General features: G+C 70.4%; 14 protein-coding genes and 1 pseudogene. 9 read left to right on the forward strand and 6 right to left on the reverse strand.

What is annotated here, in order from left to right; genetic code table 11:
* The first annotated feature begins 16 nt into the window (after positions 1-16).
* From ASG62_RS10980 to ASG62_RS10990, 3 genes are all read left to right on the forward strand, one after another.
* Entirely contained in the window at positions 17-619 is a 603-nt protein-coding gene (locus ASG62_RS10980) for a class I SAM-dependent methyltransferase (RefSeq protein WP_056689115.1), read from the forward strand.
* Positions 616-1203 (forward strand): NADPH-dependent FMN reductase, encoded by a 588-nt coding sequence (locus ASG62_RS10985; RefSeq protein ID WP_056689118.1) that lies wholly within the window; start codon positions 616-618, stop codon positions 1201-1203. Before ASG62_RS10980 ends, ASG62_RS10985 begins: the two co-directional genes overlap by 4 nt.
* A gap of 190 nt (positions 1204-1393) precedes the next feature.
* Positions 1394-2545: a 2OG-Fe(II) oxygenase family protein gene (locus ASG62_RS10990; RefSeq protein WP_056689121.1), complete on the forward strand. Its 1152-nt coding sequence runs from the start codon at positions 1394-1396 to the stop codon at positions 2543-2545.
* 9 nt (positions 2546-2554) lie between these two features.
* Here the strand turns inward: ASG62_RS10990 and ASG62_RS10995 are convergent, their stop codons facing one another.
* Complete coding sequence (locus ASG62_RS10995) at positions 2555-3727, reverse strand: HPP family protein (RefSeq protein WP_056689124.1); 1173 nt, start codon at positions 3725-3727, stop codon at positions 2555-2557.
* Positions 3728-3767: 40 nt separating this feature from the next.
* Entirely contained in the window at positions 3768-4526 is a 759-nt protein-coding gene (locus ASG62_RS11000) for an SDR family NAD(P)-dependent oxidoreductase (protein ID WP_056689127.1), read from the reverse strand.
* Positions 4527-4746: 220 nt separating this feature from the next.
* Between ASG62_RS11000 and ASG62_RS11005 the strand changes: the two genes are divergently transcribed.
* The 4 genes from ASG62_RS11005 to ASG62_RS11020 all read left to right on the forward strand — a co-directional run bounded on the left by ASG62_RS11005 (position 4747) and on the right by ASG62_RS11020 (position 10011).
* Positions 4747-5001 (forward strand): type II toxin-antitoxin system Phd/YefM family antitoxin, encoded by a 255-nt coding sequence (locus ASG62_RS11005; protein WP_056689130.1) that lies wholly within the window; start codon positions 4747-4749, stop codon positions 4999-5001.
* A gap of 239 nt (positions 5002-5240) precedes the next feature.
* Positions 5241-7709, forward strand: coding sequence for an ATP-dependent helicase HrpB (gene hrpB / locus ASG62_RS11010; protein WP_056689443.1), 2469 nt, complete (start codon positions 5241-5243; stop codon positions 7707-7709).
* Between the two features lie 274 nt (positions 7710-7983).
* Entirely contained in the window at positions 7984-9267 is a 1284-nt protein-coding gene (locus ASG62_RS11015) for an ActS/PrrB/RegB family redox-sensitive histidine kinase (protein WP_056689445.1), read from the forward strand.
* A gap of 168 nt (positions 9268-9435) precedes the next feature.
* The gene (locus ASG62_RS11020) at positions 9436-10011 is read left to right on the forward strand and encodes an ActR/PrrA/RegA family redox response regulator transcription factor (protein WP_056689133.1); all 576 of its coding nucleotides are present in this window, start codon (positions 9436-9438) and stop codon (positions 10009-10011) included.
* Between the two features lie 72 nt (positions 10012-10083).
* Here ASG62_RS11020 and ASG62_RS11025 read toward each other — a convergent pair whose 3' ends face one another.
* The 3 genes and pseudogenes from ASG62_RS11025 to cueR form a co-directional block, all read right to left on the reverse strand.
* Entirely contained in the window at positions 10084-10515 is a 432-nt protein-coding gene (locus tag ASG62_RS11025; RefSeq protein WP_056689447.1) for a hypothetical protein, read from the reverse strand.
* Positions 10516-10627: 112 nt separating this feature from the next.
* On the reverse strand, positions 10628-11158 hold the full coding sequence (locus tag ASG62_RS11030) for an MmcB family DNA repair protein (RefSeq protein WP_056689136.1): 531 nt from the start codon (positions 11156-11158) through the stop codon (positions 10628-10630).
* 263 nt (positions 11159-11421) lie between these two features.
* Positions 11422-11802: pseudogene (gene cueR, locus ASG62_RS11035) on the reverse strand (Cu(I)-responsive transcriptional regulator); the annotation flags it as partial.
* A 246-nt stretch (positions 11803-12048) separates the two neighbouring features.
* On the opposite strand from cueR, the gene ASG62_RS11040 reads away from it, so the two are divergent.
* Together ASG62_RS11040 and ASG62_RS11045 are read left to right on the forward strand one after the other, a co-directional pair.
* Positions 12049-12849 carry a L,D-transpeptidase gene (locus tag ASG62_RS11040; RefSeq protein ID WP_082536937.1) on the forward strand — a complete coding sequence of 267 codons (801 nt, stop codon included), beginning with the start codon at positions 12049-12051 and terminating at the stop codon, positions 12847-12849.
* Between the two features lie 97 nt (positions 12850-12946).
* Positions 12947-13522, forward strand: coding sequence for an AAA family ATPase (locus ASG62_RS11045; RefSeq protein WP_056689449.1), 576 nt, complete (start codon positions 12947-12949; stop codon positions 13520-13522).
* Here the strand turns inward: ASG62_RS11045 and ASG62_RS11050 are convergent.
* The gene (locus ASG62_RS11050; protein ID WP_056689139.1) at positions 13512-14204 is read right to left on the reverse strand and encodes a ceramidase domain-containing protein; all 693 of its coding nucleotides are present in this window, start codon (positions 14202-14204) and stop codon (positions 13512-13514) included. The two genes, ASG62_RS11045 and ASG62_RS11050, sit on opposite strands and share 11 nt — an antisense overlap.
* Positions 14205-14433 lie beyond the last annotated feature (229 nt).

Consider the following 14433-nt stretch of genomic DNA (forward strand, 5'->3'; position numbering starts at 1 on the left):
GAACGTGAGCAGCCCCATGACCGAAACGTCGGACCGCGGCGATTTCGCCCGCTTCTTCGCCACCTGGATTCGTCATCCGCTGAAGCTCGGCGCCGTCGCGCCCTCCTCGCCGGCCTATTGCCGGACGATGGTGGAGGCCGCGGCCACCGGCATCGAGGGGCCGGTGCTCGAACTCGGGCCCGGTCTCGGCGTCGTGACGCGCGCCCTTCTCGACAAGGGCGTCGAGCCCTCGCGCATCACCTCGATCGAATACGAGAAGAGCTTCGCGGACGTCCTGAAGACGCGCTTTCCGACGGTCAACGTCGTGGAGGGCGACGGCTTCGACCTCGACAAGACGCTCGGCACGGCGCCGAAGACGCGCTTTGCCGCCATTCTCTTCGCGATCCCGATCCTCAACATGGCGCAGGCGCAGCGCCAGGCCCTGTTCACGCGCTATTTCGAGCGCCTCCTGCCCGGCGGCAACCTCACGCAGCTCTCCTATCTGCCGACCGCGCCCGTGAAGCCCGTGCCCGGCGTCTTCACCGTCTCCTCCTCGCCGATCGTCTGGTCCAACATCCCGCCCGCCCGGGTCTGGATCTATTCGCAGGACACGGGTCCGCGAGCCGCCGGGGCCCGATGAGCCCGCGCATCCTCGTCATCGCGGGATCGCTGCGCGCGGGCTCGCACAACCGGCGTCTCGCCGCCGAGGCGACGAGGCTCCTCGCGCAGCGGACGACCGACGTCTCCGTGCTCGACCTTGCCGACCACGCGCTTCCGATCTTCGATGCGGACATGGAGGCCGCGGACGGGCTGCCGGCGGCGGCGATCCAACTGGCCGAGCGGATCGAGGCGCAGGACGGGCTTCTCCTCGTCAGCCCCGAATACAACGCCTCCGTCTCGCCGCTTCTGAAGAACGCGATCGACTGGGCGAGCCGGGTGCGCAAGGTGAAGGGTCGCCCGGTCCAGCCCTTCAAGGACCTCGTCGTCGGCCTCGCCGCCGCCTCGCCCGGCCGCCTCGGAGGCCTGCGCGGGCTCCAGGCGCTGCGCGCGGTCTGCCAGTCGCTGGGCGCGGAGGTTCTCACTGCGCAGGTGACGCTGGCCGATGCCGGCAATGCCTTCGACGAGGACGACCACCTGACCGACGACCATGCCCGCCTCTCGCTGGAGCGGCTGGTCGAGGCCCTGCACGAGCATTCGCAGGCACTGGGGCGGCACACGCCCTAGCTTACGAGCACGCCCGGCCGACGCGTAGCGCATCGGGTGCGGCTCTTCGCCGTTAGCCATGTCCCCAGCCGGTGCTTGAGATCGCCGGACCCATCGGAAATAATGGCCGGATCGAACGCGTCCGGCCACGGCGTTGCGCGTCTGCAGGCCGACCTCCCGGACGGGGCGGGCCGATTGTCGGGACATCGGGATGAGCGATCCAGCCAAAGCCGCCACGACCTACAACCGGGTCGGCGTCGGCGATCCCGCCCCCTGGTTCCGCCAGTCCTGCAGCAACAATCCCAACTTCACCTTCAGCACGGTCGGCGGGCGCTACATCGTCCTCGGCTTCTTCGTGACCGGCGCCGATGACGCCTCGCAGGCGCTCCTGAAGGCGGTCGACGCGAACCGCGATCTCTTCGACGACCAGCGCATGTCCTTCTTCGGCGTCACGACGGACCCGGAGGACCAGAGCCTCGGCCGGGTGCGGGAGAACCTTCCGGGCATCCGCCATTTCTGGGATTTCGACGGCTCGGTCAGCGGCACCTACGGCGCCATCCCGGTGAATTCGGAAGGCCGAAAGGTGCGTGCCCAGCGCTTCTGTCTCGTTCTCGACCCGGCCTTGCGGGTCATGGCCAAGTTTCCGATGACGCGGGGCGAGACGGACTTCTCGGCGCTGTTCGACTATCTGAAGGCCCTGCCCCCGGTCGACCGCTATGCGGGCTTCGAGATACCGTCGCCGATCCTCGTCCTTCCCAACGTCTTCGAGCCCGAACTCTGCAGGCGCCTCATCGAGACCTACGAGACGGAAGGCGGCGTCGAGTCCGGCTTCATGCGCGAGGTGGACGGCAAGACGGTGCGGATCGAGGACCACAACCACAAGCGCCGGCGCGACTGCACGATCACCGATCCCGACCTGATCGCGGCGATTCAGGCCCGCATTCACCGGCGGGTCGGCACGGAGATCAAGAAGGTCTATTCCTTCTCCGCGACGCGCATGGAGCGCTATATCGTCGGCTGCTACGCGGCCGAGGACAACGCGCATTTCCGCGCCCATCGCGACAACACGACGACCGGCACCGCCCATCGCCGCTTCGCCGTCTCGATCAATCTCAACAGCGACTTTGCCGGCGGCGAGGTCAGCTTCCCCGAATATGGCTCGCGCAGCTACAAGGCGCCGCCCGGCGGGGCGGTGATCTTCCCGTGCGCGCTTCTCCATGCGGTCTCGAAGGTGACGGAGGGCCGGCGCTACGCGTTCCTGCCCTTCCTCTACGACGAGGAGGCCGCGCGCATCCGCGAGGAGAACGCGCGGTTCCTGGAAGGCGGAAGCTCCTATCGCGCCGGGCGCCCGAACGCGGCCTGAGCGACGAGCTCAAGCGACAGGCGCCCCGCCGGACGGGATCTCCCGCTCGGCGGCCTCCGCCAGGAGGGCGGGGATCAGGTCGGTCTGCGAGACGATGCCGACGAGGCGGCCGTCGTCGCCGATGACGGGCAGATGGTGCAGCCCGGCATCCGTCATCGGGATCACGATCTCGGCGATCGGCGTCTGCGGCCGGATCGTGGCGACCGGCGTCGTCATGATGTCCTCGACGCAGCCATAGGGCGCCCGCGCGCGGCTCGCGGTCAGGCGCAGGCGGTGGCGCCAGCCGAGGCGCGGCCCCCTCCCGTCCCAGGCCGACTTGTCGAGAAGGTCTGTCTGCGTGACGATGCCGATCACCCGCGCGCTCTCGTCGGTCACGGGCAAAGCCTTGATATGGTGGCGGCGCAGGAGGTCGAAGGCCTCCTTCAGCGAGGCGTCCGGCGCGATGGCGACGACGTCGCGCGACATGACGGTCGAGGCCGTCGCGAGCCCCGCCTTTCGGCCGTAGCTGCGCATCTGGGCCAGCTTCAGGATCGAGAGGAGATCGCCGCGCCCGATGTCGAGAACACCGTCGAACTCCTGAAGCACCGCATCGAGATCGGCGGCGGCGAGGCCGAGCCGCGTCGAGGGCGCGGGATCGGCCGTGTGCCGCGCGACCGCCGCGCGCGGGGGAACGTGCGGATAGGTGCGGCCGGTCAGATTGTTGAAGACGAGGGCTCCCGCAAGGAGCAGCAGCGAATTGGCGAGCACAGGCCAGAGGAGAAAGCCGTAGCCGAGTCCCGTGATCGCCGGCCCGCCGAGGACGGCGGTGAGCGCCACCGCGCCGCTCGGCGGATGGAGGCAGCGGAGCGCCATCATCGCGGCGATCGCCATGGAAATGGCGAGGGACGCCGCGAGCATCGGGTCGGGCACGAGCCGGGCGACGGAGACTCCCACGAAGGCCGAGACGAGATTGCCGCCGAGGATCGACCAGGGCTGCGCCAGCGGGCTTGCCGGAACCGCGAAGAGGAGCACGGCCGAGGCGCCCATCGGCGCGATCAGGATGGGCAGCGCCGCGCCCTCGCCGACGGCGGCGCGCGAGACGAGGCCGGTCGCGAGAATGCCGAGCAGCGCGCCCGCGGCGGATCGGACCCGCTCGCGCGCGCTGAGACGGGGAAGATCGGGAATCCAGTGCCTGAGCTGCATGGGGCCGCGCTTCGGAAGGGTGCTGTCTCGCGCCCGGCGATCAGACGTGCTGGCCGCCGTTGATGTGGATTTCCGAGCCCGTGACGTAGCTTGCCTGGTTGGAGCAGAGGAAGAAGATGATGTCGGCGACCTCCGCCGTCTTGCCGAGGCGGCGCAGCGGGATGTTCTCGACGATCTTGTCCGTGCCGGGCGAGAGGATCGCGGTGTCGATCTCGCCGGGGGCGATGGCGTTGACGCGGATGCCGGCCGGGCCGAAATCGGCGGCCATCTCGCGCGTCAGCGAGGCGAGCGCGGCCTTGGACGTCGCATAGGCGGTGCCGGCGAAGGGATGGACGCGCCCGCCCGCGATCGACGTGACGTTGACGATCGAGCCCTGCGCGGTCGAAAGCTCCTTGAAGAGCCCGCGCGCCAGCATGATCGGGGCGAAGAAGTTCACCTGGAACACGTCGCGCCACAGATGCATCGCGGTCTGGATCGAATCGAGGCGCGAGCCCGCATCGCCCTTCGGCGAGATCGCGGCATTGTTGACGAGCGCATGGAGCTGCGAGCCGTTCGCCTCCAGCCGGTGGCGGATCTCGGAAATGGCGAAGCCCACGTCCTCGGGATCGGCGAGATCGACCTTGATGTGGTCCTCCGCGCCCGCCGGCCAGGGGCAGTCCTCGGCAAAGGGCTGGCGCGAGCAGGTGATGACCCGCCACCCCTCCCGCGAGAAGCGCTTGACCGCGGCATGCCCGATGCCCCGCGAGGCGCCGGTCAGGACGAGCGTCTTTCGGGTGTCCTGAGGTTCTGCGGTCGCCATCGAATGTCCCACCCGTCCCGATCCATCGCCGGCCGAGCGACGGCCGAGCGCGTGCAAAGCAGGCGCGATCACCTGTTCGAAACCTGTCTTTAGCATCGAAGCGGGCGAAGGCGACAGGCGTCTCGATCGGTGCGTCCCTTCGGCCCGATCGGCATCGAACCTTGCGCGGCCGCCACGACGCCCGTAGATTTTTCCTCGCGTCGAAAGGGGATCGCCGGAAATGGGTCAGGTCAGTTTCACGGATTTCCGCGCCCGTACGGCGGCGCATCTCGACCGGATCGAAGCGGATCGGACCGAGCTGATCGTGACACGGCGGAACCGCGAGCCCGTGGTCGTCCTGCCGCTCGCCGACTGGGAGCGGATGCAGGAAACGCTGAACATCCTCGGCTCGCCGTCCAACGCCCGCAGCCTTCTGGACGACATGGGAGAGCTCGACGGCCGTGCAGTCGAGGCCCGCGATGTGACCGAGCGTTAAGGCCAGTCCGTCCCGCACGCTGCGAGAATGGCGGCTGTGGCAGGTGAACGCTCCGATCGGAGATGCGCTTCGCTCCCCTTTTCCGGCATCGGCAAATCGAAGTCTTCGGGTGAAACCTTGAATGGTCGGCGGTCCCGGTGCATCGATCAGCCGCAAGGGCTCTTCGATCACATCGCCGGTCCCCACTTCGATCAGATCGCCAGAGATTCCAGCCGACCGCCCCCGTCACGAGTGAGACACTGAACCCACCTCGCCTCCCCGATCTCTCCGTCGCCGCCATCCTTCCGGCGCTGTCCGACGCCCTCGCGGCGCGGCCGAACGCCGTGCTCGTCGCGCCGCCGGGCGCGGGCAAGACGACACTGGTGCCGCTGCATCTCCTGGCTCATCCGCGGCTGAAGACCGGGCGCATCCTGCTCGTCGAGCCGCGGCGGCTGGCCGCGCGGGCGGCGGCGCGGCGGATGGCGGAGCTTCTGGGCGAGGCGGTGGGCGAGACCGTCGGCTGGCGCATGCGGCTCGACACCAAGGTCTCCGCCCGCACGCGGATCGAGGTCGTGACGGAGGGCGTCTTCACGCGGCAGATCCTGTCGGAGCCCGATCTTCCCGGCGTCTGCGCCGTCCTCTTCGACGAGTTCCACGAGCGCTCGCTCGACGCCGATCTCGGCCTTGCCCTCGCGCTCGACGTGCAGGGCGCGCTGCGCGAGGACCTTCGGCTGATCGTCATGTCGGCGACGCTGGACGGCGCGCGCGTCGCGGCGCTTCTCGGCGAAGGCGTGCCGATCCTGAAGAGCGAGGGCCGCGCCTTTCCCGTCACGGTGAAGCATCGCGACCGGCCGGGCACGGAGCGGATCGAGGACACGGTCGCCGGGGCCGTGCGCGAAGCGCTGGCCGAGGAGACCGGCAGCCTCCTCGTCTTCCTGCCGGGGCAGGCCGAGATCGCGCGGACCGCCGAGCGGCTGGCGCCCCTGGCGGGCCCGACCCTCGTCGTCGCGCCGCTCTTCGGCGCGATGGACGGCGCCGCGCAGGATCTCGCGATCCGCCCCGCGCCGCCCGGCATCCGCAAGATCGTGCTCGCCACCTCCATCGCGGAAACCTCGATCACGATCGACGGCGTCTCGGTCGTCATCGATTCCGGCCTGCGGCGCCAGCCGGTCTTCGAGCCCTCCACCGGACTGTCGCGGCTGGAGACGGTGCGCGTCTCGCGGGCGGGCGCCGAGCAGCGCGCCGGCCGCGCCGGGCGCACGGCGCCGGGCACGGCGATCCGGCTCTGGCGCGAGGAACAGGGGCTGGAGCCCTTCGACCGGCCGGAAATGCTCTCGGCCGATCTCTCCGGCCTCGTCCTCGACTGCGCCACCTTCGGCGTGTCCGATCCCGCGACCCTCGCCTTTCTCGACCCGCCGCCCGGCCCGGCGCTCGCCGAAGCGCGCGCGCTTCTGGAATCGCTCGGCGCCTTCGACGCGCGGGGGCAGGTGACGCCGACGGGTCTTGCCATGCGCGAGGTCGGCCTCTCTCCACGCCTCGCCCGCATGGTGGTGGAGGCCGGCGCCGCGCGCGGCCTTGCCGCGGATCTCGCCGTGCTCCTCACCGAGCGCGGCCTCGGCGGCACCGATCCCGATCTGGAAGACCGCCTGCGCCGCTGGCGGGCGGAGCGCAGTCCCCGCGCGCGCGATGCCGCGACGCTGGCGCGGCGCATCGAGAAACAAGCCGGCCGCGCCGCTCCCGCCTCCGGCCTGGAGGGCGGCGACAGACCCGAGGCGGGCGCGGTCCTCGCCCTCGCCTTTCCCGACCGCGTCGCCGCCGCGCGCGGGGCCCGCGGGCAGTTCGTCCTGGCGAACGGGCGCGGCGGGGCGGTCGACGCCTTCTCGCCGCTGGCCGACGAGCCCTTCCTCGTCGTCGCCGACCTCGTCGGCGCCGCGCGCTCGGCCCGGATCGCGGCGGCCGCGCGTGTTTCACGTGAATCGCTGGAGGCGATCTTCGCCGACCGCATCGTGGAGGAGGACCTCGTCGCCTTCGACGCCAGAAGCGGCGAGGTCCGCGCGCGCCGCAGGCGCGGGCTCGGCCGCGCGACGCTGGCGGAGGCGCCGGTCAAGGTGCCGAGCGGGGCGCTCGCGAGCGCGGCGCTCGCCGGCGGTCTGCGCGACAAGGGGTTCGCCGCCCTGCCGCTCGGCGCGGAGGGCGAGCGCTATCTCCTGCGTCTGCGCTTTCTCGCCCATGCGTTCGGCCCGCCCTGGCCGGATCTCTCCGAAGCGCACCTTCTGGAAACGCTGGAGGACTGGCTGATGCCCTTCCTGCCCGGCGCGACGAGGATCGCCGAGATCCGGCCGGACACGGTGCGCGACGCGCTGACGGCGCTGGTGCCCGCCGAGCTGGCCGGCCGCATCGAGGCCCTGGCGCCCTCGCATTTCGAGGCGCCGACGGGCTCGCGCCTGCCGATCCGCTACGAGGCGGAGGGGCCGGTCCTTTCCGTCCGCGTGCAGGAACTCTACGGGCTGACCGCCCATCCCGCCCTCGCGGACGGCCGTCTGCCTCTGACGCTGGAGCTTCTGTCGCCGGCGCACCGGCCGGTCCAGATCACGCGCGACCTGCCGGGCTTCTGGGCCGGCTCCTGGCGCGAGGTGCGCGCCGACCTTCGCGGGCGCTATCCCCGCCACGTCTGGCCGGAGGACCCGGCGAGAGCGGAGGCGACGGCGCGCGCCAAACCGCGCAGCTGATCTCCCCGCGTCCCCTCCACCGCGTCCCTCCCCCGCGTCCCGATGTCCTGGGGCGCGATGCACTCTAGTTATGGCATGGGAAGCCGATCATCTGGCGATATCCAGGATATGGAAGGAGAGCGCCGATGCTGGTTGAGATCAGGTCGACCGTGACCACACAGGGGAAAACCGGACGTTTCGCCGGCTCGGATCGTCCGTCGAAGGCGGTACGGGCATGAGCGAGCAGACCAGCCGCCCCGGCTTCGGCTTCGCCCTGCCCGGCTTCGACCTTCCCATGCACGAGAGCCAGCGGCTGCGGCTGGCGACGCTGACGCGGCTGCGCTGGCTGTCCGTCGCGGGCCAGACGGCGGCCTGCGTCTTCGTCGCCTGGGCGCTCTGGTATCCCTATCCCGTCGGCATCTGCCTCGCGCTGATCGCCGTCTCGGCGGGTCTGAACGTCGTTCTCGGCCTGACCTATCCGAAGAGCCGGCGCCTTTCCTCCTGGGCCGCCGTCGGCATCCTCACCTTCGACATCCTGCAGCCCTCGACGCTTCTCTACGTCACCGGCGGCATTCAGAACCCGTTCGCGGTCTTCCTCATCATCCCGGTGCTGATGGCCTCGGCCACCCAGCCGCCGCTGACGACGATCGGGCTCGGCATTCTCGCCGTCGCCGCCGCGACCTTCCTCGCCTTCTTCCACATGCCCCTGCCCTGGCCGGCGGGCGTGGAGCTGATGCTGCCGGCCTCCTATGTCGCGGGCCTCTGGTACGCGATCGCCGCGACGATCGTGTTCGCCGCCGTCTACGTCTACCGGGTCGCCGCCGAGGCGCGCACGCTCGCGGACGCTCTCGGCGCGACCGAGCTGGTGCTCCAGCGCGAGCAGCATCTCTCCGCCCTGGACGGGCTCGCCGCCGCCGCCGCCCACGAGCTCGGCTCGCCGCTCGCCACGATCGCGCTCGTCGCCAAGGAGATGGGCCGCACGACGCGGCTCGACGCGCCCGAGCGCGAGGACGTGGAGCTTCTGATGGCTCAGAGCGAGCGCTGCCGCGACATCCTGCGCCAGCTCACCTCGCTCTCCTCCTCCTCCGAGGAGCACATGGCGCGGCTGCCGCTGCTCTCGATGGTGGAGGAAGTCTCCGAGCCGCACCGCCATTTCGGCATCGCGGTGCGCGTCGAGGCGACCGAACGCGGCGATTCCGAGCCGGTCATGCGGCGCAATGCCGGCGTTCTCTACGGGCTCGGCAACATCGTCGAGAACGCCGTCGACTTCGCGGCATCGGAGGTCGTGATCCGCGCGGGTTGGTCGGCGAAGGGCGTCGATCTCGTCGTTCTCGACGACGGGCCGGGCTTCGCGCCGGAAATTCTGGCGCGCATCGGCGATCCCTATATGAGCCGGCGCGACAACGACGCGCGCAAGGGCGGCGGGCTCGGGCTCGGGCTCTTCATCGCCAAGACGCTGCTGGAGCGCTCGGGCGCGACGCTGACCGTCTCCAACCGGCGCGACGCGAAAGGCGCCTCCGTCGCGATCCATTGGCCGCGCGAAGCCTTCGTCTCCCGGCCCCCGCCGAGCGAGCGCTAGATAGCACGGCCGACCGGCGGAGCGCTCGCGCAGACGTGACCGCCGGGACTGCACCTGCTGCTTGAAGCCATCGGGTGCTGGCCCAACTTCGGTTGTGCAAGGTTGTGTCCGCGCCTTGCCGGGTCGCCCTTCGGCGGCCGGGGCGCGGCGGCCGATGGATCAAATCCCATGCTCACCGAGTTCGATTCCACCCCTCTGTCCCGCAACGTTCTTCCCGATGGCGACCGCTCGCTGCTGGTCGTGGACGACGACAAGCCCTTCCTCCAGCGTCTCTCCCGCGCGCTCGAACAGCGCGGCTTCGAGCTGCGCTCCGCCGACAGCGTGGCGGAGGGCCTTGCCGCCATCCGCGCGAGCGCGCCGGCCTATGCGGTGGTCGACATGCGGCTCGGCGACGGCAACGGGCTCGACGTGATCGAGGCGCTCCAGCGCGCGCGTGCCGACGCGCGCGTCATCGTCCTCACCGGCTACGGCAATATCGCGACGGCCGTGACGGCCGTGAAGCTCGGGGCGATCGACTATCTCGCCAAGCCCGCCGATGCCGACGAGGTCATCGCCGCGCTGATGCGCACGCCCGGCACCCGCGCGGAACTGCCGGAAAACCCGATGTCGGCGGACCGCGTGCGCTGGGAGCACATCCAGCGCGTCTACGAGCTTTGCGAGCGCAACGTCTCGGAGACGGCCCGCCGCCTCTCCATGCACCGCCGCACGCTCCAGCGCATCCTTGCCAAGCGCGCGCCGCGCTGACCGTCGGACTTCGATCGAGCCAGACAGGCGCCCGATGTCACGGACGACATCGGGCGCTTTCGTGTCCGGCGTTCAGTTCTTGGCGACGTAGGTGAAGGAGGCGCAGAGGTTTTCGGTCGAGGTCGGCGCGTCCTCGCCGGTGAAGGCCGCGATCCAGTCGGTCTCGCCGTCCTCGTCCAGCCAGTTGGCGAGATAGGTCACGTCCCGGTCGCAGAGCGTGTTGCCGCCGTTCAGCTCGGGATTGGCGGGCTCGGCGATCGCGTAGACGGAGGCGGGTTTCACCACGCCGTCGACCCGGATTTCGTCCGCCACGAGATCGGAGAAGTCGAGATGCTTCCCGTTCTCGAAGGTGATGCCGGAATCGTCGAAATCGATGTCGCCCGTGATGCCCATCGCCGTCGTCGACAGGGCCTCGTAGGAGTCCGCCCGCACGGGCGCGGCGCCGAAGGCGGCGGCCAGAAGGATCGCCTGCGCGGCTATCGTCGAAAGGCGAAGACGGGTCATGACGGGCTTTCCCGAAGCGGCGTTGGTGCGGTTCATGCTCTGGCACGGGTCCGGGCGCGGCGTCGACCGGGATTTACTCGAAAGCGACCCGGCTTGGTCGCGGGTCGCAGGCTCAGCCTTCGTCCGCCGGCGCCTCGTCGGCGAAGGCCTCCTCGGGCAGCGCCGTCATGAACGGGTTCGCCGCCCATTCCGCCTGTTGCAGGCGGTCGGCGGAGGCTCGGGCGAAGCGCAGCGTCAGGGCCTTGCGCGTCGGGGCGGCCATCCGGTGCTCGGGCGCCTCGCGCAGCATTTCCGCGCCGTAGCCGTCCGAGACGATGAGGCCGCAGTCCTCGGGAAAGATCGCGGCGGAGACGCCGGGATGCGTCGCGAAATAGAGGCGGTCGCAATGCTGGCGGTAGTCCGGCCATTTTCGATCGGTGCGGAAGTCCTCGATCGAGGTCTTGATCTCGACGATCAGCACCTCGCCCTTTTCGGTGAGGCCGACGAGATCGGCCCTTCGGCCGGAGGCCAGCGCCATTTCCGGCAGGAGGGCGACGCGCCAAGCGGCCATGAGGCGCTGGACGCCGCGGCGCACCAGCATGGCGCGGTCGGACTGGCGCCCATCGACGAGGGGCTCGAGCTTGAAGGGCGAAACGATCGGCATGGGCGGAATCGTAGTCGCGCCGCCTGATTCGCCGCAAGCCCAAAGCGCGCTTCGGCCTGCGGCGGGCTGTCCCGGTCCAAACGCGCTCGCCCCGCGGGGGACATCGTGCCGGCCCCGCGGGAACGAAGCCTCGATCAGCCGCCGAGGCCGGCGGCTTTCGGCCGGGCTTCGAGACCGGCCTCGACCTCGATCTCGGTGCTGCGCCCGATGGCGGTGCGGCCGGGCCGCTTGAGGCTCTCGCCGGCCTCGCCGAGCGGCGAGGCGCCCGCGATCTCGTCGAGGATCGGGCAGTCCGGCCCGCCGTCGCCCGGACATTGGTCGGCGAGAAGCGCCAAGGCGCGCCGCAGCGACATCAGCTCCTCGATCTTGCGGTCGATCTCGGCCATGCGGCCGCTCGCCATCTTGCGCACGTCCCCGCTCTGGCGGCTCTCGTCGGCATAGAGCGCGAGAAGCCGCCGTGCCTCCTCGATGGAGAAGCCGAGCGAGCGCGAGCGCTGGAGAAAGCGCAGGAGATGGACGTCGCGGTCGCGGTAGTCGCGATAGCCGTTCTGCGCCCGCGCCGGCCGGACGAGACCCACTTCCTCGTAATAGCGGATCGTCTTGGGCGGCAGCCCGGAGCGCCGCGACGCCTCTCCGATATTCATGAGAGTCCTCGCACTGAACGGACGAATGAATGTCTTGCCAAAGACATGAGGCGGCCGGGGGCGCCGTCAACTGTGACCGCGCCGCAACAAGCATTTTATTAACCATGTTTTGAGAGATTGCTCGCGTTGTCAGCTGCCGCGGGCAGGCCTATCGAAAGGGACGCCTTCTTCGGAGTTCCGAGCGATCGTCTGCGCCATGTCCGCGTCGGCCGACGCCCTTCTCCCGCAATGCTGGACCCGGCGATCATGACCTTGTTTTCTCGACGCGTAACCTCGTTCCTGGCGCTCGGCGCGATCGCCCTCCTTTCGGGCTGCGCTTCCACGAGCAATCGGGCGACGCTGGCCGCCAACACGTCCGTGCCGCCCTCGATCGCCGCGCGCATCACGGCCTATGCCTCGCCCTCGCCCTCCGAGGACCGCACCTTCGGCGCAGCGCCGATCACCGCCTATGCGGCCGCCGAAGACGAGGGCTTCCAGCTCCCCGCCATCCCGGCCTCGAAGATCGATCCGAAGTTCCTGCGCCAGCGCGTCGTCTACGATGCCGGCGACTACGAGGCGGGCACGGTCGTCGTCGACACGCCCCATCGCTTCCTCTACGTCGTCGAGCGCGGCGGCACGGCCATGCGCTACGGCATCGGCGTCGGCAAGGCCGGCTTCTCCTGGGCGGGCGAGGCCAAGATCGGCGACAAGCAGCATTGGCCGAAGTGGTTTCCGCCGATGGAGATGATCGACCGCCGCGCCGATCTCGAGAAGTTCCGCGACGGCAAGGGCATGGAGCCCGGCCTGATGAACCCGCTCGGCGCGCGCGCGCTCTATCTCTACCAGGGCAACAAGGACACGCTCTACCGCCTGCACGGCACGCCGGAATGGCAGTCGATCGGCACCGCCGCCTCCTCGGGCTGCATCCGCCTGATGAACCAGGACATCATCGACCTCTACGACCGCGTTCCGGTCAATGCCCGGGTCGTCGTGATCCAAGGCAAGGAGCGTCTGGTCGACCCGAAGGTCTCGCAGAAGAGCACGACCAAGCGCGCCAAGCCGAGCTGAGCCTCTTTCGACCCTCGAGAGAATATGCGGGGGGCACCGCATGGGCCGGGCGCTTCGGGGGAAGCGGCCGGCCTTTTTCGTTCGTGAGGAGGCGGGAATGAAGGACGGTGCCGCGCCGATCGTCGAGCCGTGCTTCTTCGTCGTGACCGGCGGGCCGGGCTCCGGCAAGACGGTGCTGATCGAGGCCCTCGCAGGATGGGGCCTCGCCCACATGCCGGAAGCCGGGCGCGCGATCATCCGCGACCAGCGGGCGATCGGCGGCCCCGCCCGGCCCGATGCCGATCGGGCGGCCTTCGCCGAACAGATGCTCGCCTTCGAGCTGCGCTCCTTCCGCGAGGCCCGCGCCCTGGAAGGGCCCGTCCTCTTCGACCGGGGCCTGCCCGACACGGTCGGCTATCTCCGGCTTTGCGGGCTGCCCGTGCCGGACCATGCGCTCGCCGCCGCGCGGCTCTTCCGCTACGCGCCGACCGTCTTCATCGCCCCGCCCTGGCCGGAGATCTTCCGCAACGACGCCGAGCGGCGCCAGTCGATGGGCGAAGCGGAGCGGACCTTCGAGGCGATGGTCGAGGCCTATGGCGGCTTCGGCTACGATCTGGTGCCGCTGCCGCTCGCGTCCGTCGAGGAGCGCGTCCGCTTCGTCGCCGACCGCATCTCGGCCGCGCTCACGGCGTGATGCGCCGCTTGACCGGGCGCGGCCCCTGCCGGACGGCGGCGAGGAGCAGGAGGCCGAGCGTCGCGGCGTTCAATATGTGCCAGAGGAAATGCGTGCCGATGGGGACGCTCGCGCAGAGCGGGCCGTCCAGCGTGCGCAGCGTCAGCGAGACCGCGAAGACGAGGCCGGCGCCGAGCACGAGGCGTCCCGGGCGCCGACCCGTGGCGACGAGCCAGCCTCCGAGGCCGAACAGAGCCAGAAGCGCCGGCGCATAGGCGGCCGAGCCGCCGAGCGCGGGTTCGAGCGCGGTCTCCACGAGAACGGAGGCGCCCGCGAAGAGAAGCGTCGCAACCAGCGCCTTCCAGCGCGCGAGGTCCGCGAAGCGGCGCAGCGCCAGCGCGAGATAGGCATAGATGAAGATGCCGATCGGCACGACGTCGGCCAGGACCGACCAGCGGTCGGCGAAGGTGTGGAACAGGAAGGACCCGATCCCGATCACGCCCACGAGGACGACGAGCGCGAGGCTCGCCAGATCGCGCCGCCGGCACTCGGCATGCGCCCTTCGGTCGAGTCGCCGCCAGAGGCGGAAGGCGAGAATCGCGGCGAGGAGGAAGGCGAGATTGGTCCAGGCGTTCAGCGGCTCCGCCCAGAAGCCGGGGCCGAGGCGCTCGCAATAGGCATCGATCGGGTCGGTCCAAGCCATGCCGGATGCTGTGTCCTCTCCCCCGGAAGGCGGCGGGCCGCTCCGGCCGCCTTTTCCTGCTCATACCAGCGGCCCTGACCTTCGACACGTCGAAGGCAGGGCGAAACGGCGGCATCGGCCGCCGCCGCGCCTCCCGAGCCTGTCGAGGGGCGGCGCGCGATACCAGCGGTCCCTTGCCGGGACCGCCGGCATCACTTCGAAGAGGATAGGGCGGCGCGGGACCCTTCGA

It is taken from the genome of Aureimonas sp. Leaf427, from assembly GCF_001425485.1.
GTDB lineage: Bacteria > Pseudomonadota > Alphaproteobacteria > Rhizobiales > Rhizobiaceae > Plantimonas.

What these genes read in the sequence shown, in the direction of transcription:
- ASG62_RS10980 (WP_056689115.1), top strand. Translation starts at nt 17, where the DNA reads ATGACCGAAACGTCGGACCGCGGCGATTTCGCCCGCTTCTTCGCCACC.
- ASG62_RS10985 (WP_056689118.1), top strand. Translation starts at nt 616, where the DNA reads ATGAGCCCGCGCATCCTCGTCATCGCGGGATCGCTGCGCGCGGGCTCG.
- ASG62_RS10990 (WP_056689121.1), top strand. Translation starts at nt 1,394, where the DNA reads ATGAGCGATCCAGCCAAAGCCGCCACGACCTACAACCGGGTCGGCGTC.
- ASG62_RS10995 (WP_056689124.1), bottom strand. Translation starts at nt 3,727, where the DNA reads ATGCAGCTCAGGCACTGGATTCCCGATCTTCCCCGTCTCAGCGCGCGC.
- ASG62_RS11000 (WP_056689127.1), bottom strand. Translation starts at nt 4,526, where the DNA reads ATGGCGACCGCAGAACCTCAGGACACCCGAAAGACGCTCGTCCTGACC.
- ASG62_RS11005 (WP_056689130.1), top strand. Translation starts at nt 4,747, where the DNA reads ATGGGTCAGGTCAGTTTCACGGATTTCCGCGCCCGTACGGCGGCGCAT.
- ASG62_RS11015 (WP_056689445.1), top strand. Translation starts at nt 7,984, where the DNA reads ATGCACGAGAGCCAGCGGCTGCGGCTGGCGACGCTGACGCGGCTGCGC.
- ASG62_RS11020 (WP_056689133.1), top strand. Translation starts at nt 9,436, where the DNA reads ATGCTCACCGAGTTCGATTCCACCCCTCTGTCCCGCAACGTTCTTCCC.
- ASG62_RS11025 (WP_056689447.1), bottom strand. Translation starts at nt 10,515, where the DNA reads ATGACCCGTCTTCGCCTTTCGACGATAGCCGCGCAGGCGATCCTTCTG.
- ASG62_RS11030 (WP_056689136.1), bottom strand. Translation starts at nt 11,158, where the DNA reads ATGCCGATCGTTTCGCCCTTCAAGCTCGAGCCCCTCGTCGATGGGCGC.
- ASG62_RS11040 (WP_082536937.1), top strand. Translation starts at nt 12,049, where the DNA reads ATGACCTTGTTTTCTCGACGCGTAACCTCGTTCCTGGCGCTCGGCGCG.
- ASG62_RS11045 (WP_056689449.1), top strand. Translation starts at nt 12,947, where the DNA reads ATGAAGGACGGTGCCGCGCCGATCGTCGAGCCGTGCTTCTTCGTCGTG.
- ASG62_RS11050 (WP_056689139.1), bottom strand. Translation starts at nt 14,204, where the DNA reads ATGGCTTGGACCGACCCGATCGATGCCTATTGCGAGCGCCTCGGCCCC.